A 22,930-nucleotide genomic window follows, 5' to 3' on the forward strand; every position below is an offset into this window, starting at 1 on the left:
TCAACTCGCTGCGGAAGAGGCGGTCCAGCCGGTTCGCCCCTCCCTGCCCGCGGTTCATTTGCCCGCGCGCGCCTGATTGAGGGCGAAGAGACGGGCGAGGATCTCATCATCGTCCAGCTTGCCGTCCCGCCAGTCGTCGCCCCAGCCGTAGGCTTCCGCCACCGCCTCATCCAAGGCGGCATGGGCGTGGGCAAGCCAGGCCGGGCGGGCGTTGTAGAGGTTCGTCAGAGTGCGCTTCTTCAATTCCTTCGCCGCGGTTTCATCCTTGGGAAGGATGCGGTCGGGATAGCCGGGAACCACCTCCGGCTCGCGTCGCACCAGGTCGGGCGGATTGAGCCAGTTCTCGCGCAGCGTGTTCAGCTGCGCGGCGGCGTCGGCGATCTTCTGGGCGCGCGGGTCGTCGGCATAGGCGGCAGCGGGGATGTTCGGGGTCAGTCCCTCGGGGAAGGGGAACGTCTCGAACGTGGTGGAGGGGGTGTAGCGGGGGTCATTGCCTGCGCCAAGGAAAGCGCCCGCCCGTACCGCCCAGATCTCATGTAAAAAGGAATGTAGAATGCCAAACGTCGTATCATCGTCACGAGCAATGACCACACAGGTGCTGTCGCACAATACACCTGAGCAGCACCACCCAAATAAGTGGTGTTTCGAGGTCAAGCTGCGTGCGATATGGCGATCAAGTCCTCGCACTTTGCCGCGCATCTTTGGCATATTCTCACCAAATAGCCACCATTTCTCGCGACGACCATTTCGCGCGTTTGTCAATCGCTCTGGGTAGATCAGGTCGCGACAATGCTTGTACGGCTCTTCAAAAAACATCGCCTCAGCTTCACTTAGGCCAAAGAAATCTATGATCCATCGGGCTCGATCGCGAGCTGTAAAATCTCGACCCGACATGAGAGGGCGCAATACGTCCTTATTATGGGTTAAATTCGGATTATGCGGCGACAGAAGCCAATTGGAAGCAACATCCCTGGACACATCAAACCGACCGTTCTTTTGGATGCCAATAAATGCAACACTATCGTTTTCTCTCATTTTTTCAAGACTAGTTAAATGTAATTTTGTTGATTTTTCCTTTAGATTCGATTCAATTCCAAAAACCTCCCTGCCATTTAAGACCGGTGTGCCCCCATGATATCCAAAGCAAACTATGGATACTCGGACGCTGGCACCCTCGACGGTCCAACTCTGATCGCTGATTGCTTGATAAATCGATACAGTTGGAGGGAGCCGCTTCAAAACCGCATTGCTTGCACCATCTCGGATCGAGTTTGTCGCAACGAATCCGACGCGCTCCGTCTTATTGTGTTCTAGGAAACTGGAGGCCTTGGCAAACCAGTAGGCAACAAGGTCAGCCAGCCCAGGAACATCTTTCGACCAAGCAAGCCGCAGCCTCTCAACATACTCCGCCCCCATCTCAGAGCGCATCTTCTTCGCACCGAGAAACGGCGGGTTCCCCACCACCACGTCCACCGAGGGCCATTCCGCCCGCTCCCCCTGCGGCGTCAGTACCGCGTCCCGGCACTCGATATTCTCCAACGGCTTCAGGATCGGATTCTTCGTCGCCTCGAACCCGTTTCGCCGCATCCATTGGATTTCGCCGATCCAGACCGATACCCGCGCCAGTTCGGCCGCGTAGGGGTTCAGCTCGATCCCCTTCACCGCCTCCGGCCCCACGCCCGGAAACTCTCGGCCGAAGCCCAGCGCCTCGCCCTCCAGGATCACCAGGTTCTCCAGGTCCTTCAGCGACAGCAGCGACAGATACAGGAAGTTGCCCGAGCCGCAGGCCGGGTCCAGCACCCGGAAGCCCCGCAGCCGCTCCAGGAAGGCGACGAACAGCCGGCGCGCCTCGTTGTGCGCGCGGGTCGCGGTCGAGAGGGACTTGGCGGCCCGCTCGCGGGCGAGCGCCGTCTCGATCTTCGCCTTCACGGCCTCCCACTCCCGCGTCAGCGGCTCGACGATGACCGGCCGGACGATCTGCATGATCTTCTCGCGGTCGGTGTAGTGAGCGCCAAGCTGGGACCGCTTGTCGGGATCGAGCCCGCGCTCGAACAGGGTGCCGAGGATCGAGGGGTCGATATCGGACCAATCCAGCTTCGCAGCCGCCAGCACCTCGCGCAGGTCTTCGCGGTCGAGTGGGAACGTCGTGTCGTCGTCGAATAACCCGCCGTTGAACCATTCGACCCGCTCGAAACCGACCATCCCCCCGCTCCGCATGGCGGCGAAAAGGGTGCGGGCGTGAACCTCGAAATCCGCAGGCGCGGACTGGCAGGCTTCCAGCATCCGCCGGAAGATATGCGAGGGCAGAAGGCCCACGTCCTCGGCGAACATGCAGAAGACGAGACGGTTGACGAAATGGGCGACCGCCTCGGCCTCGAACCCTCGGGCGCGCAGGCGAAGGGCGAGGGCCGCGAATTTCGACGCGGCCTCTTCCGTCAGCGCGGTTCGGGTCTTCTTCGGCTTCAGCGCGTCAGGGTTCAGAAAGCAGTCGCGCAGCAGGTCGCGCCATTTCGCGTCCGCCAGGTCGGCGAGCGTGAATTCGTGCGTCTCCTGAACCGTGTTGGTCCAGTTGGTGTGAACGCGGAACCGCGCCATGTCCGACACGATCAACAGCGGCGGGTTCTCCAGCGCGACCGAGTAGTTGAGCAGCTGCCGATACGCCTTGTCGAGGTCGCCGCCGACGCCCTTGTATTCCCACCCGAAGCAACCCCGACGCCAGACATCGGCCCAACCGTTTCCGCCGGAGGTCTTCGAGGCTCCGCGCTCGAACGTGAACCACTCGTGCTGCGGATCGGCGGTTGCAGGGTCGTCGATTTCGAGAAGCCGGCAGAGGTCGAGAAACTGGGGTTGGGAATCGACCCGTTCGCGTTTCGGCGATGCGGTCCATTTGGCGACGAATTCAGCGGGGGTCACAGGATCGGCTCTGCCAGAAATCGGGACTAGATCAAGAGCATCCGCCCGCCGGCCGGTCAACGTCGGTTCACGTCCCCCGCCGCGCTCGCGCCGCCCGCTTCCGGCACGCCTCGCAGCAATACCGCGCGTCCGCTCTTCGATAGAGCGGGATCGGTTCCCTGCATTCCCAGCATTGCCAGCCGCCGAGTCGCAGCTTCCGGACCACGGCCCTCAGCCGGGCGATCCGGTGGCGTCGGTTGCCATGGGGCCAGACCTCGGCCAGGACGTTGAAGCGGCCATCCTCCCAATAGTCGATGAATAGGCCGTCGGGGTCGGGCGTGGGCATTTCGCGATCCTAACAAATCTCAACTTTTCTCAGGTGCCAAAGCCGGGTCAGTAGATTGATTTTCCTCGGATCGGGCATTTCTCGTTTCTAAGACCCTCTCGGCCCGCCATCGCGCCCAGCGCCGCATTTGCGCCTCGGCGATGCGCGCTCGCCCTTCCGGCGTCCGCGGGCCGGTGGAAAGCCCGCCGTGAAGCCGGCATCGGTCGTTGCGAAGTCCGACCGGATGCATCTTGCAGGGCTTGCCGCTTCGGGTCCTTGCGCCGCAGCGACGGTTGCGAATGAAAGGGGCCAGGTAGCGCAGCAGGCTTGGCGGAAGATCAGTCATGGTCGTCCAACTCTCCATCACGCGCGCGCATTGGCGTCTGGAAACTCGCGCTGGGCGCGGCGACGTGCAGATGCCCGAGCGGACCGAGGCTGGCCCTGCCGGATCGGGCCAACCGGTCTGCGGCCCTCCAGGCCCGCGTCGCGCCCCAGCCCAACGCCGCTGCGGCGGCTCCATATGTTGAGGGGCCGGCCAAGCGCAGATGCGCCGCGAGCCTGTCGGAGTCGGCGGGGCCGACGTTCAGTTTCGAGGGCGGCCGGATGCCTGGCTCTGCTGAGGCCGTGGCGATCAACGCGGCCGGGTCAGCTTCGTGCCGTCTTGCGTCCGTGCACCTTCCCCCGTTTCCCCCACTTCCCCCCGAACCGGCCGACTCCTTGGGTTTTGGGGGAAGTGGGGGAACAGGGGGAGCGGCGACAGGTTCGGAGGCTGCGCCGAGAATGTCGCGCCAGCCTCTCATTCCCAGCCCTCCGCCAGTTCGGGGCGCACGATCACGTCGGGGCTCCGCGCGCGACCGGAACCGATGCGGGGCGGGTTCACGATCAGCAGGTATCCCCGCTCCGACAGGACTTCGAGCGCGGCCGTGACGTCGGCCATCTTTGCGAAGTCGGCGCGCCCCTTCAGTCCTTGCCAGGCGTCGCGGGCGGGGAACCGCAGGCGGCGGTTGCGCTTGATCCAGCGCCACAGGGCTTCCGCCGCCGCAAGGACCGGATCGGCCTGCATCAGGCGATGGGCCGCCAGAGTGTGTTCCGCGGCCGTGGCGATGATGGCGAGCGCGCGCTCCATCGCTTCGGGCGGGATCTCGACCGCCCAGGGCTCGCCCCCGGCATGGTCGGCCGCGTGCAGGACGCCGGCCAGCCGCGCGGCCGCGCCGGGGGCCTTGCCCGCCCAATCCGTGAGGCTCTCGAACCGGCCGCCGGGCCGCATCTCCGTTTCGATGTGGAGCGCGAAGGCATGGAACGCCGCATGGGCGGCCGGCGACAGGAAGAGGATGCGCAGGCAGGGTCGTCCACGCTCGTCCTGCGCCGCAGGCATGTCCAGCAGGGCGCGCAAGCCACGGGCGTAGGCGGCTTCGACCGCAGGCGGCACGGGCGCGCCTTCAAGCGTTCGATATCCCAGGGGCGAGCGCGGAAGGAAGTAGAGGAACCGCGCCAGCAGCCCGCGCCCGCGGAACCCCGGTCTCGCCGCCAGGCCCCTCAAGAGTTCGGGCTGGGGCGACATGGCGACCGTGAGAAGGGGTTCGCTCAGATGCACCGAGGGGCGGCCGATGCGGTCCACTCGCTCCGGATCGCCGGAATGCGCCTTCAACATCAGGTCGAGATTGGGAACCCCGTTGGAGTAGCGCCCGCCGACGATTTCGAAGAACCCGCCTTCGGCGGATATCCAGGCGATCCGCTCGCCCTGCGCCGCCAGCAGGACCCCGAGGTTCTCCGGCGTGGCGTCCGAGGTCCATATCTGCGGCGGCAGCGGCACGGCCGGCGCGTCGGCTTCGATCTGCGCCGCGAGGCGAGCCATGTCGCGGGCGGATGCATCGGTCTTTTCCTTCGCCGCCTTCGCCTTCAGCTCCTTGGCGCGGGCCCTGGCGACGTCCGCCTCCGAGGTCTTGGCCGCGATCTCGAATTGCATCGCCTCGGACTGGTCGCGTTCCCACGCGCGGAGGGGAGCGGCGGCGGCCTTTTCCACCGACGACTTGCGATTGCCGGGGGCCAGCGCCGGCAGAAGCCAGAGGTTGCAGGGTTCGAGATATCCGGGCTTCACCTGCACCTTCATGCGCCGGGCGACGGCGGCCGAGGCCGCGCCGAGGGTCATGCAGGCGGCAAGCTCGAAGGGCGTTTCGGTCGCTTTCGAAAGCGCGCTTGCGAAGTCGCCCAGCCAGCCGCCGAGCATTTCGGGCGAAAGGCAGGGAAGGACGCCGCCTTCCAGCGGGATCAGTTCCGGCCAGCCTTCGCCCTCCCTGTCCTGCGGAAAGCCGCCGCCGGGCGAGCCCTTCGGCCCTCGCGGTTCAGCCCCGCCGCCGTCCAGTCCGCTCCTGATCGTGCGGGCCGTTTCATCCTTGCCGAGGCCGATGGACAGGGCGGCGGCCACGAGTTCGGCCTCCACCCGGTCGCGGTCTAGACGCCCGCCTCCCACGATCTGCCCGAGACTGAACGCGGCGCGGTTGAGAGCGTCGTTCCGCCCGCCCGGCGCGGTCCCTCGCAAGGCGCGGAGTTCCGCGTCGAGGGCGGCCTCCGCCCATGCGCTCGCGTCCGCCGGGGCGTCGAAGCCTGCGGTGCGCTCGCCGGTCGGCTCCTGCGCGCCCTTGGTCCGAAGCGCCGCCAGCAAAGCGGCGGGCGGGTCTTCGAGGTCGTCGGCGGCCTTCGCCGCGATCAGGGCCTCCGGCCGCCACGCGACGACGTATCCGCCCTCGCTGCGGATATCGACTCCCGCCAGCCCATTCCGCGTTTTGGTGGAGTTGCCGGGCAGGCCCTCGCGCCACCGGAACACGAAGTGCCGTCCCCCCGAGAGCGTCGGGGCGGAATGGCGATGATGCGCAGCATCGATGCCCAGCGCCGCGAGCGTCGCTTCTCCGGTCGCCTCCCCGGTTTCGTCGTCGATGTCCGCATCAGCAATGAAGAACCCAGAGGCTGCGCCCGTAGGCACGGCGGGCAACGCCTCCGGATAGCGCCGCCACCAGGCGGCGACCGTTCCGGCGTCGGCCGTCGCGTCCTTGAAGCCGTTGGACGTCAGCGGGCTCTTTCGCGGCTCGCCGGGATAGCGTTGGTCCGCATCCGGCTTCGGCCGACCGTCGCAGGGGAAGACCGGCAGACCCGCCGCGGCGAGGGCGAGCGCCGCCTCCGCCGGGGTCGTCTTGAAGGGATCATGTAGGGTCATCCGGCAATCCCCCGGATGGCTTCCGGCAGCAGGGCGAGGCTTGCCATGGCGGCGGGGTCGCAGGGGCCGGACAGGGCCCGGCAGGCCGCGATCAGCGCTTCGCGGGTCGGGTGATACCTGAATCCCGTCCAGCGCGGCGCACCGGCCTTCCAGCGGTCCCGCCGCTGGATGATCCATTGCAGGCGATCCTTGCAGGCGATCACCCGGAAGCCCTCGTTCAGGCGAGCCAGGAGGGCGCTGTAGTCGTCGGCCGTTTCACGGTGGCTCGCGTGCGCATTGCTCACCAATTCATTGGTGACGTCGGCCGACGCTTGCGATATCGTCTCGGGCAGTCCCGCGGCACGCGAAGACGAACCCGAGGCCCGGCCGCGCCCGCACGCGCGACGGGTCTCGAACTTCTCGGCCATGGCTCATTCCACCTTAGAGGCGTCGAGCCAGGCTTCGAACTCGGCCCGGTCATAGCGGACCATCCGGCGGGATATCTTCCGCATGGGCGGGCCGTCGCCACGATGGGCGGCGAGTTCGAGCCACCGGCGGGTGATGCCGTATTCGGCTTGGATCTCGTCGCGGCTCAGAAGTCGTCTACCGTATTCGGCAGGATGCATTGGGATTTCTCCAGCAGAGGCTGCGCGGGATTGCGCGTCGTCGCTGAAGGAAGCATCAGGCTTCAGGCGTCGTTATTTCAGTCCCGCCAGTTCGGCATCCAAGGGGGGGTAAATGCGATTTCCGTTCCGGCTGCGTTAGCGCGCAGCCTTTCTTCGAGAACCGGCCCAACGGCCTTCCAGGCCTCCCAAAGCGTCTTTTCCGACGCTTCTATGGGTTCATCCCGCAGTTCCTCTTCCGCCCAAGCGATGGCGTCTGCGATTGACAACGGAGTCCCTCGCGCTGAACTTAGCGTCAGGTGGTCCAAAATCATTTGGGCCAAGTATAGACGATTGTAGACCTCTATCAGCGCTCGCCTTGGAGATCGCTTGGCTGGCAAGCCTTGGGAAAAGGCCTCGTTGAGAGACTTCGATTCGCCATCACGATAACTTCTCCAGCTTTCCGAGATCGTTTTGCAGATGTATTTTGGGATGATGCAAAATTCTTCGGGGTCATCATATGGAACATTCAGATGATGTTCGAGTGCCTCACTAAAGCCGATGCTCGCGTCGCGAATATAGTAGTGGCTGAGCACTTCCATAGCAGCTGTTTGCAGATTGAGTTTTTTGGTTTCAACCATCTTGCATAGAAGTATCTCGTAGAATGCGGCAGCGATCCGCCGACGCCGCTGTTGGTCACGGATCCGTCTCAAAAGGTATGCGGCTCGCCCGCGCGATAGGTGCATTCTTCTTGGGCGGCGTCCCATAGCTATTCCTGTCGATTCGATCTCCCATCCCCCGCAAGAATACTCACGCCCGAGTGCATCACGGACGCGATCTGCCCGCTGATCTTGGCGGCCGCGGCCTGCATCGGATCGTCGGAAAGGTGTGCATACCGTTGCGTCGTCTGCGCCTGCGTATGTCCGAGAAGCGCCCCGATGATCGGTAGGGAGGCCCCGCCGGCCGCGCCTACGCTGGCGTAGGAATGGCGCAGATCATGGATGCGAGCATCGTCCAGCCCTGCCGCCTCTCGCACCGCCAGCCACGGGTCTTTCAGGTTTACCAGGTGCGCGCCAGGCTTCGCGCCGCGGATGACATGCGGATTGCCTTCTGTCCGCTGGAGGCCTGCCAGCACTTCGAGCGCGGCGGGGCCGAGAACAATGGATTTGTCGCCGGTCTTGGAGTCCGGCAGGTTCGCGCGCCGCCCTTCGAAGTCGATCCATTCCCAGCGCAGTTTCAGGATTTCTGATTTCCGAGCACCGGTCAGGATCAGCAGCCGGATCGCGGCGACCGCTTCCGCCGACACTGGCGCGCGGGCCGGCTTCTCTCGCACGCCTTCCTTCGCGGGTAGCTCCAAGAAGCCGTCACGCTCGGCCAGACGCAGCGCATTGCCCAGCCGGGCCAGTTCCACGTTCGATAGGAACCGCTTGCGCTGCGTCTCGGCATACTTGCGCACATGCCGGCAAGGATTGGAGCCGTCCGGGCGCATGTCCCAGATTTCGGCAAGGTTAAGCATCTTCGACAGGAGCGCGAGCGCCCGGTTCGCCTCGTATGGCGTCTCGGCAAGCCGCTTGTGGAAGGCGGCGATTTCCGGCCGGGCGAGTTCCGCGACCTTCAAGCGGCCGAAGGCGGGCCGCAGACGCTTCTCGATCATGCGCACGTCGTTTTCGACGCTGGACACCTTCTTGTGCCGCCGGGCGTGGTCTTCGAGGTAACGGTCGAAGAGGTCATTCATGCGGGGGGCTTCGCGCCTCGCCTTGCGCTCGCCGGCTGGATCGCCGCCCTTGCGCACGTCGGCGAGCCAGCCTTCGGCGATCCGTCGGGCAGCCTCCGCCTTCATGGCAGGGAAGTCGCCGATCTTCGGCTCGCGCTGCGATGCGCCGCGCCCTCCGCCCAGGCGATAGGCAAGATACCAGCCCTTCCTGCCGGATGGCAGGACATGCAGCCGGAAGCCTGGCAGGTCCGTATCCGTGATGTGATAGCGCCGCGCCTCTGGCTTCGCGGCCTCGGCCGTCCGCTGCGTCAGCTTCACCTTGATGCCCGCCATCGCGCCGCCTCTTGTCCAACACCTGTCCAACACGCAGCGCGAAACCATGCGCCGCCTTAAAGAACAAGATAGGAGATCAAGCCACTGCTTTGAATGGGCTATATGCGATTTTCGGAGGTGGCGAGAAACTGATCGAAACTATCGACCAAGAGATTTGTAATCAGGGGGTCGGGGGTTCGAGCCCCTCGACCGGCGCCATAGCCGAGCTCGTCGAAATGCGATGCCGTTTCCATGGGGTTCGGGCGTTCGAGGCGGCAGGCATGGCGCGCGGGCGCCGGAAGGTGCCCGTGGGCAGGGCTCCGCCCCCGAGCGGCGCCTCTTCCCCTAACCTAGCGTCGGATCGGCCAGGGAGGAGCCGCGCAGGCTGGCGCCGTCGCCCTCGCGGCGGTGGATCCAGCGCATCAGGGAGCTTTGCAGGGGCAGGTCGGCGCAGATGCGGTCGTTCTGGGCCTCGATCTCGGTCAGCACCTTGGCGACCGGCGCGAAGTCGATGAACTCGGACCGCGCGCAGATCCGGCGCGGCAGGCGTCCGCAGCCCGCGAGGATGAAATAGTAGTTCGCCGCCGAGAACACCTCGGACGAGCGCAGCGGGATCAGGCCGTTCTCGTCGTAGCTCTCCAGCGCTTCGGCGAGGCTCAGAGGCACGGGGACCGAGACGGCGTCGCGCCAGAAGGGCTCGGGGCGGTCGGCGAGGACGTAGTGCAGCAGGATGAAGTCGCGCACCTCGTCGTAGGCCTGCCGCATCAGCCGGTTGAACCCCAGCCGCAGCGAGGGCGAGAAGCCCCGGTCCGGCCAGTGATCCCGCAGCAGGCCCAGCGCCCGGTGCACGAAGTAGAGGCCGGTGGACTCCAGCGGCTCGATGAAGCCCGACGACAGGCCGACCGAGACGCAGTTGCCCCGCCAGAAGTCGGTGCGGTGGCCCACCCGCATGCGCAGGTGGCGCGGGTCGGCGGTGCGCGCGCGGCGGAAGCCGGCGCGGTCGATCAGGGTCTGCGCCGCCTCGTCGGCCGAGACATGGGCCGAGGAATAGACGTAGCCCGAGCCCTTGCGATGGCTGAGCGGGATCTCCCAGGTCCAGCCGGCGCCCAGCGCGGTGGAGCGGGTGAAGGGCGGCATCTCCTCGTCGGGCTGCTGGGGCAGGACCACGGCCGAGTCGCACAGGAGCTGGTGGGAGAGATCCACCCACGGGTCCTTCAGCGCCTTCTCGATCAGCACCCCCGCGAAGCCCGTGCAGTCGATGTAGAGGTCCGAGGTCAGCGTGCGGCCCGAGGCGCAGCGCAGGCCGGCGATCATCCCCTCCTCGACGTCCACGTGCTCGATGTCGTCGTGCAGGTGGCGCACGCCGTCGGCGAGGGCGATCTGCTTGAGGAACTCGGCCATCGCGCCCGCGTCGAGGTGGTAGGCGTAGCCCCCCGTCTTGATGATCGGCGAGAGGTCGCGGACCGAGCGCGGCGCCCGCAGCGCCTTGCCTGCCTGCGCCTGCATCGAGAAATGCTCGTAGGGGCGCGGATCGGCGGTCAGGCGGCGGGAGCGGTGCCACTGGTGGAACAGGTCCATGCCGTCGATCTTGCCGCCGCACAGGCCGAAGGCGTGCCAATAGGAATGCCCCTCGCCCCGCCAGCCCACGAAGTCGATGCCCAGCTTGTAGGAGGCTGCGCAGGCCCGCATGAACTTGATCTCGTCGATGCGCATCTGGCGCAGGAAGCGCACCATCGAGGGGATCGTCGCCTCGCCCACGCCGATGGTCCCGACGTTGGCGCTTTCGACCAGCGTCACCTCGCAGTCGACGTCGCGCAGGAACCGGCCGAGGTAGGAGGCCGCGAGCCAGCCCGAGCTGCCGCCGCCGACGATGGTCACGGACCGGATGCGGTTGGGGTCGAGCATCGGCGTCTCCGGGTCTCAGGCGGGCTTGACGGCGTCGAGCAGCAGGAACGGCAGGTCGATCTCCACCGTCGTCAGGCGGAGGTCGAAGCCGAGCCGCTCCAGCGTGCGGACGTAGCGGTCGGGGCCGCGATACCACGGCGCGAAGAGGACGTGGGGCGCGGTGTCGGGCGTGACGGGGCCGCGGTCGAGGCCCCGGCCGTTGCGCTCGAACACCAGCAGCCGCCCGCCGGGGGCGAGCGCCCGGGCGGCGGAGGTCAGCAGCGCCTCGGCCTCGGCGTCGGGCCAGTCGTGGAGGACGGACTTGAACATGACCAGGTCGAAGCCTTCGGGGATCGGGTCGCGGCGGAAGTCGGCGGGGCGGAAGCGGACGGGGGCGTCGGGGGCGGTGCGCGCAAGATGCGCCTCGCCCGCGCGGCAGACGCCGGGAAGGTCGAGGACCTCGGCCGAGAGGCCGGGCGTGGCGGCGCACAGCGCGCGGGCGAACTCGCCGGAATTGCCGCCGACGTCGAGCAGGCGGGCGTGGCCGCCGAGGTCCGCGTGGGCCAGGAAGGCGGGCGCCTCGGCGGTGGTCAGGGCGGTGGTCAGGCGCACCCAGCGGGCGACGGCGGCGGGGTCGGCGCCGGTCTCGGCGGGGCGGTAGTCGAACAGGCGGAAGGTCTCGGCGCGGGCCATGAAGGCGGGGCGGTCGCCCAGCAGGGCCGGCAGGCCGGCCAGCAGGTCGCGCTCGGCGGCGAGACCGAGGAACAGCTTCGCTTCCAGCAGATCGCGGTGGGCGAGCGCGGCCAGCAGGGCCGGCGTCGGGGTCAGCCGGCCGGCCGCGTCGCGCGCCAGCGCCCCCTGCCCCACCAGCAGGTCCGCCAGCAGCGCCATCGACTCGGGCGGCAGCGACAGCATCCGGCGCAGCTCGTCCGGCGACGTCGCGAGGTCGGGCGGCAGCAGCTCGAACACCCCCAGCTCCAGCGCCGTCAGCAGCGCCCGCGCCGAGGGGCCGTGCCGCAGGAACGGCGCCACGGCGTCCAGCGGCGCCCGCCAGGGGGGCGGCGCCGATGCGGGCTGGATCGTGGAGGGCGCGTCGAGGCGGGTCATCTCTCTGGCGCTGGATCCCATGCGTGCAGGGCGCTCAGGCGCGAGGGGGCGCGGCCGGAACCGCGCCCCTGGGTCGGTCGCGCCTCCCGGCGCACGGGCGGGAGGCGCGCGCGATCAGGTCGCCGGCTCGGTCTCGGGCGCGGCGGCCTCGCCCTCGGCCGCGGCCTCGCCCTGGGGAGTGGCGCCGATGCGGCCGACCAGCGCCTGGAAGTGGCGCAGCGACTGCAGGTGGATGTAGATCAGCTCCATCATGTCGCTGCTCACCAGGCCCTTCAGCGTCTCGGCGTCCAGCGCCTTGAGCTTCTGGCGGGAGACGGCGAGGAAGCCGGTCAGCTCCATCGTCTCGCCGGCCGGCGTGCGGAAGCGGGCGCGCATCGGCTCGAGCAGGTCGAGCTCCTTGAGCTTGGCGCACAGCGCCTCCGAGCGGCGGAACTGGGCCTGGTACTCGCGCGAGAAGGCCAGCATCCCCTCGAGATAGGAGGTGCGGTTCCCGTCGGCGTCGAACAGGCGCTCGCCCCGGCCGTCGGTGTTGACGCCCTTGAACTCCTCGTCGATGCACAGCGTCAGCGTCTCGCCCTTGGCGTCCGAGGCGAAGACGAACGGGTACTGGCGGATGAAGGCGGGGATGTACTTGGCGTCCCAGCCGCCGTCCTTGGTGACGAACAGGTTCTGGTCGCCGCGCGCGCCGAGGATCACGCAGGGCATCACCCGGTCGTCGCCGCCGGCGAAGACCACCGGATACTCGCCGGCCGCCACCGCGAACTCGGTCGCCATCAGCGGCACCGAGTTGACCTTCGCGGCGTACTCGTAGCTGTCGCCGGTCTTCACCGACATGCCGCCGTGACGGGCTTTGGAAATCGGAACGGCGCGCTCGTAGATCAGCAGCTGGGTGGACATGTCACGCGGTCTCCCTGTGGGTCATGAAAAGGGGTCGGGCCGTCGCGCGGCGGCGGCCGCGGCCCGGACAGGCGCGCCCGGACGGGGAAGCGGGCGGAGCCGCTCCGCCTCCCAGCCGAACTTGCGGATGTAGGCGGTCGACAGGCCCAGGCAGTCCGTCGCCCCGCAGCGATCGCGGTGGACGCACTGGTGGAAGCCGTTGCGCATGAACTCCGGCCAGAAGGCCGGGTCGATGAACAGCTCCGGCTGGTCGTTGACCACCAGGTCCCCGTCCTCCCCCAGGAGGCAGGGCGGGAAGTTCTTGATCTCGACGTCGCGCCCCAGCGCGCGCGCGTCGGCGACGGCGCGGCGGAGATAGGGCAGGATCTCGCCCACCGGGGCGATCAGGTCCTTGGGGTCGTCCTCGCGCATCGGCAGGAACACCCAGAACTCCATCCGCGCGAGGCGCTTGAGGTGCGCGAGCCGCGCCACCACCTCGGGCAGCTGCGCGTAGGAGCGGGTGGTGACGACCGTGTTGGTCGAGACCTGCACGCCGGGCCGCGCGTCGAGCAGCGCCAGCCCCTCCAGCGTGCGCTCGAACGAGCCGCGGGCCAGCGTGATCGCGTCGTGGGTCTGCGCGTCGGCGGCGGTGACCGAGACGAAATACTCGTTCACCCCCGCCTCGATCAGGCCGTCCAGGAACTCCGGCTTCGCCAGCCCCATGCCGTGGGTCTGGATGCGCACCCGCTCGAACCCCGCGGCGCGGGCGCGGCGCGCGAGCTTGGGCAGGTCCGCGCGGAGCGTGATCTCGGAGCCGGTGAGGATCAGCCCTTTCCAGCGCCCGGTGGCGCGCTGCCGCTCCAGCAGCGCGTCGAACCGCGCCGCGGGTTCGGGGCGCAGGCGGTCCATGGTCCCCTCGATCATGCAATGGACGCACCGCAGGTTGCAGCGGAACTCCATCGAGAAGGAAACGTAGTCGTCATGGTCGTGCGCCGGCACTCCGCCCTCCCCTTGGCCTGCCGTTGCGGAAAACCCTAGCGGTCACAGGTGTCCATAGAAAGCGCTTTTCAGAACAATCGGTTGACCGTTCATCAAGGTGAAGTCCCAGCCCGTGTCGAACAGCAGATGCGACCACGGTTCGGGATCCTCGGTCACCAGTCGGGCGACGTCCTCGCGAAAGCCGGTGCGGCGCAGGAACCAGCCCAGCGCGCGCACGTCGACGCGGGAGAAATAGAGCCCGTCGGAGGCCCGCTTGTTCGCCACCACCACCGTCTTGCAGCCCATCATCTCGGGCCAGGCGAGCGCCGCGGGCCAGACCTCCCCCTCGCCGATGTGGGGCGAGGACATCAGCTTGCCCAGCGCCGCCTCCCGCTCGGTCGCCGCGTCGAAGAAGAAGTAGAAGTTCTTCAGCTCCAGCCCCGCCGCGTTCAGCCGATGGCAGACGCCCGAGGAGACGCTGCTGCCCGGGTTGCCGGTGTAGACGTCGATCTCGGTCAGCTCGGCGCCCGCGCGCAGGGCCTGCGCGTCGAAGCCGGCGGAGAACATGAAGTAGGGGCGCGCGTCGGGCAGGCTCAGCGCGCAGGGCATGTGCGGGGCGAGCGCCTCGACGAAGCGGGGGATCGAGCGGGCGCGCGCGGTGCGGGCGTAGTCGTAGACGTAGATCTCCCACGACAGCGCCCCGCCCGCCTGCTTCACGCCCCACACCGTGTTGTGCAGGCCGAAGGCCTGGCGCAGCGCGTCGCACAGCGCCCGCCCCTCGGCCCCCACCCCTTCGAGGTCGAAGGTGCGGAACAGCAGCTCGGCGCTGCGCAGACGCCCGGCGGGGGCGCGCAGCGGCGAATAGGGCCACAGGCAGAAGTCGTGGTAGCGGTCGTCGGGGCGCGTGCGCTCGGGCGGGAAGACGAGATCGGCGGGCGCGGTCATGGCGGCCCCTCCGGCGCAGGCGAGCGTTTGGCCCCGAAATAGACCGTGACGAAGGGCGCGCCGTCGCGCCCGGTCCCGGCGGAGACGTGGCCCAGCCGCTCGGCCCCGTGCGCCGCCAGCCAGCCGCGCGCGGCCGGCCCGCCCGCGGCCTCCAGCGCGGGGCCGAGGGCGGGGGCGACGTCGGCGAGGGTCATGCCGGCCGTGTAGAAGTTCAGATCGAAGGAGCGGCGGGGCGAGCCGTCCTCGGTCACCTCCAGCAGGATGGTCTCCCGCGCCGGCTGGCGCGGGGCGGTCAGGCGCAGCACGGCGCGGGCGGGCTCGCCGCCCGGGAAGGCCGCCAGCGCGGCGTCGAGCGCCTCATGCGTCTCGGCCTGCACCCGGCGGTAGAGGGCGCGGGACCAGCGCCCCTCGGCCCATTTCCACGCAAGGAAGGCGAGCTCAGGCGCCCGGCCCCGACGCGGCGGGCCGAAGTCCCGCTCGAGATAGGCCTTGCGGATCACCCGCGCGCCGTCGTCCTCGAGCCCGAAGTGGATCATCCGCGCGCCGGAGAAGCCCAAGTCGAACTCCGCCAGCGCCACGATCGGCATGCCGAGATCCTGGGCGAGACGCAGCGCCCCCTCCCTCACGCCCGGCGCGGCGCCCGGCTCGACCCCCACCAGCAGGCGGCGGTCGAGGATCCGCCCGCCGGCGAACTTGGCCGAACGCTCGGCGAAGGGCGCGGGCGCGAGGCGGCGGATCGCGGCCAGCAGCGCCTCGGGCGTGGGGGGGAGCGCGGCGGGCGCCGCCACGGGATCAGCCGTCGCCGCCGACATCGAAGCTCACCACGCAGCGGTGCCCGGCGGGCAGCCTGCCGCCCGGGTTGGGCAGGTCGAGGCGGATGCCGAAGGTGCCCGAGGCCGCGTCGAACACCTGGTCGACCACCGCCACCCTCGCCTCGTAGTCGCCGCCCACCGGCGCGTCGGGGGTCACGGTGGCGACGTCGCCGGCCTGGATGCGGCCGTAGAACTCCACCGGCAGGAAGGTCTCGACATGCAGGGGGTCGAGGTCGGCGATGACCGCGACGTGATCCTCCTGGCTCATGAACTCGCCGGCGGAGCGGGCGCGGTCCACCACCACCCCGTCGATGGGGCTGCGGATGGCGAGCTGGGCGAGCTGCGCCTTGGCGCGGTTCAGCTCCAGCCCCGCGATGCGCCGGCGCATCTGGGCCTGGGCGAGCTCGCGCAGGGTGACCTCGGTCTCGGCCTCGGCCTGCTCGAGCTGCTCGGCGGTGCCGACGCCGCGGCGGCGCAGCTCCTGCGCGCGCTCCAGCTGGCTCTGCGCGAATCGCAGGCGGGCGGCCTGGGCGTCGATCTCGGCCTCGTTCGCCGCGGTCTCGGCGTAGAGGGCGATGGTCGCCGCCTCGATCTCGGAGTGCAGCTTGGCCACGATCTGCCCCGCCTCCACCCGGTCCCCGCGCGAGACCAGCACCGCCTCCAGCAGCCCCGTCACCGGCGCGCCCAGGCGCACGGTGGCCGAGGGGTCCATGACGCAGTTGAATTCCTCCCGGTCCTGGGCGGCGGCGGGGGTCGCGAGAAGCGTCAGCGCAAGCGCGGTTCGGATCATTCCACCTCTCCGGAGAAGGCCAGCAGGTCGGCCATGTGGCGTTCGGCCTTCATCAGCGCCCGCCGGGTGCGGGCATGGCGCGCCTCGGCCGCGGCCTGGGCGGCGTCGAACAGGCGCTTCGCGCCGCCGGGGAGGCGGGCGAGCGCCCGCATCCGCGCCGGCGCGTCGCGCACCAGGTCGTCCTCGAGGGAGAGGAACGCCTCCGCCTCCCCCGGCTCCCCCTGGCGGCCGCAGCGGCCGACGAGCTGGCGGTCGATGCGCCCGGATTCGTGCCGCTCGGTCGAGAGGACGAAAAGTCCCCCCGCCTCCGCCACCCCGGGCCCGAGTTTGATGTCGGTGCCGCGCCCGGCCATGTTGGTGGCGACCGTGATCGCCCCGGGTTCGCCCGCGCGGGCGACGACCTCGGCCTCGGCGGCGTCCTGGTCGGCGTTGAGCACGGCGTGGGGGATCCCCGCCGCCTCCAGCCGGGCCGAGACGATCTGCGAGCTCTCGACCGACTTGGTGCCGATCAGGACCGGGCGGCCGGCGGCGTGCAGCTCCGCCACCCGCGCGACCACCGCCGTCCATTTCGCGTCGGCCGTCGGATAGTGGCGATCGGGGCGGCGGATGCGCCGGGGCGGCTTGGCGGTGGGGATGGTGGCGGTCGGCAGGCCGTAGACCGCGATCAGCTCCCCCCCCACCCCGCGGGCCGTGCCGGTCATGCCGCCCAGGCGCTGGTAGCGGGCGAAGAAGCGCTGGTAGGTCATCCGCGCCATCGTCTCCCGCGCGCCCGACAGCGCCACGTCCTCCTTCATCTCGACCAGCTGGTGCAGCCCCTCGGCCAGCGAGCGGTCGGGCATCAGGCGGCCGGTGTATTCGTCGATCAGGCAGACCTTGCCGTCGCGCACCAGGTAGTGCTCGTCCCGCTTGATGAGGTGGATCGCGGCCAGCGCCTTGGAGACCAGCTCCTCCCGGATCACCGAGACCTGCCAGGAGCCGTCGAGCTCCTCGGCCATCTCGGCGATGCGCGCCACCCCCTCGGGCTTCAACTCGGCGTTGCGGTCGTTGGGAAGGAGCGCGTAGTCCCGCCCCTCCTGCAGCGCGCGGGCGAGCCGCAGGGCGGTGGCGTAGGTGCGCCGGGTCTGTTCGTCGGCGGGCAGCGAGCGGGAGATGATCAGGGGGATGCGCGCCTCGTCGATCAGGACGCTGTCGGCCTCGTCCACGATGGCGAAGGGCAGGCCGCGGTGGCGCACGCCCGCGACGCGCGCCTCGGTCCCGCCCAGCCGCTCGGCCCGAAGGTGCAGGTCGTGGCCGCGGCGGCGCAGCGCCATGCGGTCGCGCAGGTAGTCGAAGGCGACCTCCTTGTTGGAGCAGTAGACGATGTCGCCGGCATAGGCCGCGCGCCGCGCCTCGGGCGGGACGCCGTGGACCACGACGCCCACGCTCAGCCCGAAGAAGCGGTAGAGGGGGCCCATCTCCTCGGCGTCGCGGGCGGCGAGGTAGTCGTTGGCGGTGATCAGGTGCACCGGCATCCCCGCCAGCGCCGAGGCGATGGCGGCGAGCGTCGCGGTCAGCGTCTTGCCCTCGCCGGTCTGCATCTCGGCGATCATGCCCGACAGGATCGCGCCGGCGCCCATCAGCTGCACCGGCTTGTGGCGCATCCCCAGCGTGCGGGCGGAGGCCTCGGCGATCACGCCGAAGGTGCGGGCGACCAGCGGGCGCGGCAGCGGCCAGCCGGCGGCGCGCAGGGCGGCGGCGAGCTCCAGCGCGTGGGCGCGAAGCTCGGCGTCGGTCAGTTCGGGCGAGGGGGCGAAGCGCGCGACGTCGCGCGCGAGCCGTGCGAAGCGCCGGCCGCGGGCGACCGAGAAGGGCGCGCGGGCCGCGGCCAGCCAGCGGGCGAAGGCCGCGTCCAGGTCGCCCTCCCGCGGGACCTCCCGCTGGGGGTAGATGCGCGCGCGCGGCAGGCGGGGCGCGGCGCCGGGGAGGACGGCCGCGTCAGACATCGAAGCTCGCCAGGAACAGCTGGCGCGTGGCGCGCCACAGGCGGAAGGCGACCGGCTCCGAGCCATGGTCGAAGCGCACGAACACCCGCTCCCCCACCCGGTCCGAGGGCGCGGGCTCGACCGTCGCGAGCTCCAGCTGGAAGGCCGAGCGTAGCAGGCGCTGGCCCTCGGGGTCGGACGGGTCCACCGCCAGCGTGCCGCCGCCGCGGGCGGCGAGCGCGAGGCTGGGCAGCTCGTGGCTCGCCGCCGGCGCCTGGCGCAGGACGCGGGCGTCGCGCGCGGCCTCGGGGTCGGAGGCGAAGCGGACCGAGACGGGGCCGGGGCGGGTGCGCAGCAGATCGACCGAGGACTGCGGGACGATCACCCGCAGCACCAGCTCCTCGGGGCGCACGACGTAGCCGACCTCGGCGCCCTTGGGCAGGAAGCGGCCCGGCATCTCGGCCGAATGGGGGGAGACGAAGGCCCCCGCCTGCGGCGCGCGCAGCACCAGCGCGTCGCGCCGCGCGGCGGCCAGCGCCAGCGCCCCCTCCACATGCTCGATCTGCTGGGCGAGCGCGTCGGCCTGCACCCGGTCGAGCACGCGAGCGGCCCCGAGGCGCAGCTCCAGCTCCCGCCGCTGGGCCTCCAGCACCTCGATGCGGGCGTCGAGGCTCGGGTCCTCCAGCCGCAGCAGGGGGGCGCCGGCGGCGACGGGGCCCGGCCCCTCGGGCGCGATCTCGGCCACGAACCCGTCGGCGGCGGTGCGCAGGACCGCGCCCTCGGGCGCCCAGACCACGCCCTGCGCCATGGTCGCGAGCGGCAGCGGCAGCGCCAGCAGGCCGGCGAGGATCGCCCCCACGAACGCCCCGGTCACCGCCAGCGCCCGGCCCCGCCGCCCCGAGAGATCGCGCGAGGAGACCAGCCAGCGCGCGCCCTTGAACAGGGGGAACACGAACATCGAGCCGACCGACCACGCCGCCAGGATGATCCCCAGCGAGAAGAACTTCTGCGCCACGAACAGCGCGATCGTGAGCGTGATGCCGATCCGGTAGACGAAGGCCGAGACGGAGTAGACCACGAAGATCCACGGCTCCCCCGGCGCGGTCGCCGGGCTCTCGGAGCTCTTGTCCCCCAGGAGGCGGGAGCGGATCAGGTGGAAGACCTGCTTGTTCGAGCGCATCCCGAGGTTGGGGATCCCGATCAGGTCCGAGAACACGTAGTAGCCGTCGAAGCGCAGCAGCGGGTTGCCGTTGAACAGCAGCGTCGAGACGCCCCCGATCAGCATCACGTTGAAGGCGAAGGCGCGCGCGATGCCGGGCTCGGCCTGGAGCCAGAAGATCATCGCCGCGGCGGCCAGCGCCAGCTCGACCATGATCCCCGCCGCCCCCACCAGCGCGCGCTTCCATTTCGAGGGGAACGCCGCCGAGGAGGTGGCGTCGACGTAGGGCACCGGCATGAAGACGAGCATCATCACGCCCATCTCGTGCACCTCGCCCCCGAAGGCCTTGGCGGCGTAGCCGTGGCCCAGCTCGTGCACCGCCTTCACCAGCGGATAGGCGAGGAACAGGATCAGCAGGTTGTCCGCCGCCAGCACCCGGTCGGCCACGTCCGCGCCCAGCGCGCGGAAGTTCATCACCGCCAGCGTCGCGCCTGTCGCGACCAGCGCCGCCCACAGCAGCAGGCCCACGGGCGAGAAGATCCAGCGCACCAGCGGCAGCGTCGCCTCGAGGAAGCGGTCGGGGTCCAGCAGCGGGAAGCGCATCGCCAGCGGGTTGCGGATGCGCGAGAGCAGGTCGCGGCTCTTCTGCTTGCTCGCCCGCCGCTCCAGCTCGGCCATGTCCGGGGCGATCTCGCCCTGCAGGAGGTCCGAGGAATGCATCTGCGACAGCAGGCGGATCACCTCGTCCTGCGTGGGCGGATCGTCGGGGAAGGTGCGGCAGGCGTGGTCCCACAGCGCCTGCATCGAGCGCCGCCCGTCCATCAGGCACACGATCAGGTTGGCCGCGGGCGACAGGCGGAAGAAGCGCCCCGACTGGTGGTCCTGCACCACGTACCAGGTCTGGCCGCGGAACACCTGGCGGTGGATCTCGGCCTGGCTGCGCAGCCGCGGGCGGAGGTCGGCGACCCGGTACCAGGAGGGGCTGAGGAAGCTTTTCGCCATCACCGGCCCCTCAGGGCGCCCAGCGCCACAGCGCCAGGCGCGCCCAGTCCAGCAGGGGCCGGGTCCAGATCCAGATCATCCGCCGCTCCCCGACCGAGAGCTTGGCCGCCCCCTCCATCCCCGGCCGCAGCCGGTCGGAGGAGGCGTCGAGCCGCGCCTCGACGCGGAAGGCGTTGCGGCCTTCGTGCGGGGCGGCGACGGGGGTCACCTTCTCGACCGTGATCGGGAAGGCCTCTCCGGGCAGCGAGGCGACGACGAGCTCCCCCTGCTGGCCGGGCGCGACCTGGTCGATCACCCGCTCGTCCACCTGCAGCACCACGCGCCAGGCGTCGTCGGGGGCGATCTCGAACAGCAGGTCGCCGCGCCCGACCGCCGAGCCGATCGACTGGCTGAGGTCGCCCGAGACCACCAGCCCGTCGAAGGGCGCGAGCAGCGCGGCGCGGGCGATCTGCTCGTCGACCAGGCGGATCTGGGCGTCGGCCTGCTCGGCCTGGGTCTCGACGATGCGGGCGGCGGCGCGGTCGCGCTCGGCGAGCGCCTTCTCGTATTCCAGGGTCAGGCGGGCGCGCTCGGTCGACCAGCGCAGGCGCTCGAGCACCAGCTCGCGGTCGTCGAAGGCCACCAGCAGGTCGCCCTCGCGCACCTCGTCGCCGGCGCGGGCGGGCGCCTCGCGGATGTAGCCGTCGAACTGGGCGACGATCGCGCGCTGCTGGGCGGGGGCGAGGGCGGCGTCGGCGGTCACCCGCCATTCGTCCGTCCACAGCCAGAACAGCGCGACCAGGGCCGCGGCGCAGATCAGCGCCAGCTTCCGCTTGGCGTAACGCGGCCCGACGATGCGGCGCAGGTGGGCGCCCGCGACCTCGCCCGCCTTGCCCAGCAGCCAGCGGTCGTTGCGCCGCCGCTCCTCCAGCACCGGGCCCAGCAGGCCGACGGCGGCGTCGAGCAGGTCGACCGTCGCCTGGTCGAAGGGCGCGCCGCGGGGGCGTTCGAAGGTGATCGCGCCCACGAAATGGTCGCGCGCCATCAGCGGCAGCGTCAGGATGTGCTCGGCCGCCGTGGCGCGGGCGAGCTGCTCATGCGCGCGGGTCGCGAGCAGCGGCCCCTCGGCCGGCGCCGGCCACATCACCGCGCTGCGCTGGTCCAGGCTCTCGTCCATCGCGGACGACAGCAGGCGCACCAGGTTCATCCGCTGCCCGAAGCTCGCGGCATGGCTGATCGCCTGCACCTGGCTGCGCCGCCCCGTCCGCTCGCCCACCGCCACGCGGTCGGCGCCGGCGAGCGCCGCAAGCTCGGTCGCGACCGAGCGGCAGGCGTCGTCATGGTTCTCGGCCGCCAGCGCGGAGGCCACGAGGTCCAGCCCGGCGCGCGCCTGGGCGAGACCCGCGGCGGTGCGTTCGGCCGCCACGCGGCGCACCCGGTCGCGCAGCCAGCCCACGCCCCATTGCAGCTGGCGCATCGCCGCGCGGGCGTCGGCCGAGGCGTCGAGCTCCAGCGCCGCGACGCCGGCCACCTGCTCGCCCAGCAGGATCGGCCAGGCGATGGCGCGCCCCTGCTCGCCCTGGGCCACGCCGGCGCGGCGGGCGACCGCGGCCTCGGCCGCGCGGGTCAGGCGGCGGGAGGGCTCGCGCCCCTCGGGGAAGACGGCGACCGGGGTCAGCGCCCCGTCGGGCGCGGACAGCACCACCACGCCCAGCCGCACGCCGGGCGACTGGCGCGCATGCAGCAGCAGCCAGGCCTGCGCCGCGGCCTCGAGGTCCGGGGAGGACAGGCGCCGCCACAGCGCCTGTTCGAGAAAGGCCACCGAGGAGCCGGAGGCCCCGGGGTCGGACGCGTCGTCGGAGGGATCGGAGTCGGGCAATTCGGCGCGCACGGACCCGCCGGCGCCCATGGGCGCCTCGGCCTCCCCGTGCAGGGCGCCCTGCCCCGCGCCGGACGGATCGCCGCCCGACCTGGCGCCCGCGCCGTCGCCGTGCGCTCCGCCGGGGGCGAGATCCGGCGCGCGGTCGCCGTCCCCCTCGGCGCCGGTCACTCGACCTCCAGCTTCCCGTAGCGGGCCTCGTACTCCCGCAGCACGCCGTTCAGCGCCTGCGACAGGCGCTTGGCCGCCAGCGGGCTGAGCATGATCCGGTGCGACAGGTCCACCGTCAGCGACCGCTCGGCCGAGGGGTTCCAGGTCTTGTTGGTGCCGAAGAACAGGTCCACCTGCTCGCGCGTCGACTGCACGTTCACCACGTTGGCGAAGGAGGTCTGCATCCGGCTGTCGTCCCAGCGCACCGTGCGCCGGCCGCCGCGGGCCTCGCTCTCCGCCCCGGACTTGTCGTCGGCGTCGTCGCCGTCCTTCATACGCTCTCCCCTGTCAGGCCCGAGGGCGGGAGGGGCCG

At 70.3% G+C, this 22,930-nt stretch carries 18 protein-coding genes; all 18 read right to left on the reverse strand.

The window, feature by feature from the left end:
* Window positions 1-54: 54 nt before the first annotated feature.
* Window positions 55-2,913 carry a class I SAM-dependent DNA methyltransferase gene (locus tag P2H44_RS20555; RefSeq protein ID WP_275766616.1) on the reverse strand — a complete coding sequence of 953 codons (2,859 nt, stop codon included), beginning with the start codon at window positions 2,911-2,913 and terminating at the stop codon, window positions 55-57.
* 344 nt (window positions 2,914-3,257) lie between these two features.
* Window positions 3,258-3,737 carry an HGGxSTG domain-containing protein gene (locus tag P2H44_RS25510; RefSeq protein ID WP_345799010.1) on the reverse strand — a complete coding sequence of 160 codons (480 nt, stop codon included), beginning with the start codon at window positions 3,735-3,737 and terminating at the stop codon, window positions 3,258-3,260.
* A 276-nt stretch (window positions 3,738-4,013) separates the two neighbouring features.
* Window positions 4,014-6,428 (reverse strand): DUF3987 domain-containing protein, encoded by a 2,415-nt coding sequence (locus P2H44_RS20565; RefSeq protein ID WP_275766619.1) that lies wholly within the window; start codon window positions 6,426-6,428, stop codon window positions 4,014-4,016.
* Window positions 6,425-6,835, reverse strand: coding sequence for a hypothetical protein (locus tag P2H44_RS20570; protein WP_275766622.1), 411 nt, complete (start codon window positions 6,833-6,835; stop codon window positions 6,425-6,427). Before P2H44_RS20570 ends, P2H44_RS20565 begins: the two co-directional genes overlap by 4 nt.
* A gap of 3 nt (window positions 6,836-6,838) precedes the next feature.
* Window positions 6,839-7,033, reverse strand: a complete 195-nt coding sequence (locus P2H44_RS20575) for a helix-turn-helix transcriptional regulator (RefSeq protein WP_275766624.1) — start codon at window positions 7,031-7,033, stop codon at window positions 6,839-6,841.
* A 77-nt stretch (window positions 7,034-7,110) separates the two neighbouring features.
* Window positions 7,111-7,650, reverse strand: a complete 540-nt coding sequence (locus P2H44_RS20580; RefSeq protein WP_275766626.1) for a hypothetical protein — start codon at window positions 7,648-7,650, stop codon at window positions 7,111-7,113.
* A gap of 128 nt (window positions 7,651-7,778) precedes the next feature.
* A complete protein-coding gene (locus tag P2H44_RS20585; RefSeq protein ID WP_275766627.1) occupies window positions 7,779-9,056 on the reverse strand; it encodes a tyrosine-type recombinase/integrase in 1,278 nt (425 codons plus the stop codon).
* A 324-nt stretch (window positions 9,057-9,380) separates the two neighbouring features.
* Window positions 9,381-10,940, reverse strand: a complete 1,560-nt coding sequence (locus P2H44_RS20590) for a tryptophan halogenase family protein (RefSeq protein WP_275766628.1) — start codon at window positions 10,938-10,940, stop codon at window positions 9,381-9,383.
* Window positions 10,941-10,955: 15 nt separating this feature from the next.
* Window positions 10,956-12,026, reverse strand: coding sequence for a methyltransferase (locus tag P2H44_RS20595; protein ID WP_275766630.1), 1,071 nt, complete (start codon window positions 12,024-12,026; stop codon window positions 10,956-10,958).
* A 114-nt stretch (window positions 12,027-12,140) separates the two neighbouring features.
* Entirely contained in the window at window positions 12,141-12,923 is a 783-nt protein-coding gene (locus P2H44_RS20600) for a SapC family protein (RefSeq protein ID WP_275766632.1), read from the reverse strand.
* 21 nt (window positions 12,924-12,944) lie between these two features.
* The gene (locus P2H44_RS20605) at window positions 12,945-13,901 is read right to left on the reverse strand and encodes a radical SAM protein (protein ID WP_275766633.1); all 957 of its coding nucleotides are present in this window, start codon (window positions 13,899-13,901) and stop codon (window positions 12,945-12,947) included.
* 42 nt (window positions 13,902-13,943) lie between these two features.
* Window positions 13,944-14,825, reverse strand: a complete 882-nt coding sequence (locus P2H44_RS20610) for a hypothetical protein (RefSeq protein WP_275766636.1) — start codon at window positions 14,823-14,825, stop codon at window positions 13,944-13,946.
* The gene (locus P2H44_RS20615) at window positions 14,822-15,637 is read right to left on the reverse strand and encodes a hypothetical protein (protein ID WP_275766638.1); all 816 of its coding nucleotides are present in this window, start codon (window positions 15,635-15,637) and stop codon (window positions 14,822-14,824) included. The genes P2H44_RS20610 and P2H44_RS20615 overlap by 4 nt, the downstream gene beginning before the upstream one ends.
* On the reverse strand, window positions 15,618-16,427 hold the full coding sequence (locus P2H44_RS20620; RefSeq protein ID WP_275766639.1) for an efflux RND transporter periplasmic adaptor subunit: 810 nt from the start codon (window positions 16,425-16,427) through the stop codon (window positions 15,618-15,620). Before P2H44_RS20620 ends, P2H44_RS20615 begins: the two co-directional genes overlap by 20 nt.
* Complete coding sequence (locus P2H44_RS20625; protein ID WP_275766641.1) at window positions 16,424-18,409, reverse strand: preprotein translocase subunit SecA; 1,986 nt, start codon at window positions 18,407-18,409, stop codon at window positions 16,424-16,426. The genes P2H44_RS20620 and P2H44_RS20625 overlap by 4 nt, the downstream gene beginning before the upstream one ends.
* Window positions 18,402-20,549: a PqqD family peptide modification chaperone gene (locus P2H44_RS20630; RefSeq protein WP_275766643.1), complete on the reverse strand. Its 2,148-nt coding sequence runs from the start codon at window positions 20,547-20,549 to the stop codon at window positions 18,402-18,404. Before P2H44_RS20630 ends, P2H44_RS20625 begins: the two co-directional genes overlap by 8 nt.
* A gap of 10 nt (window positions 20,550-20,559) precedes the next feature.
* Window positions 20,560-22,578 carry an HlyD family efflux transporter periplasmic adaptor subunit gene (locus tag P2H44_RS20635; RefSeq protein WP_275766646.1) on the reverse strand — a complete coding sequence of 673 codons (2,019 nt, stop codon included), beginning with the start codon at window positions 22,576-22,578 and terminating at the stop codon, window positions 20,560-20,562.
* Window positions 22,575-22,892, reverse strand: a complete 318-nt coding sequence (locus tag P2H44_RS20640; protein ID WP_275766649.1) for a DUF3467 domain-containing protein — start codon at window positions 22,890-22,892, stop codon at window positions 22,575-22,577. Before P2H44_RS20640 ends, P2H44_RS20635 begins: the two co-directional genes overlap by 4 nt.
* Between the last annotated feature and the right edge of the window lie 38 nt (window positions 22,893-22,930).

The organism is Albimonas marina (assembly GCF_029223255.1).
Lineage (GTDB): Bacteria > Pseudomonadota > Alphaproteobacteria > Rhodobacterales > Rhodobacteraceae > Albimonas.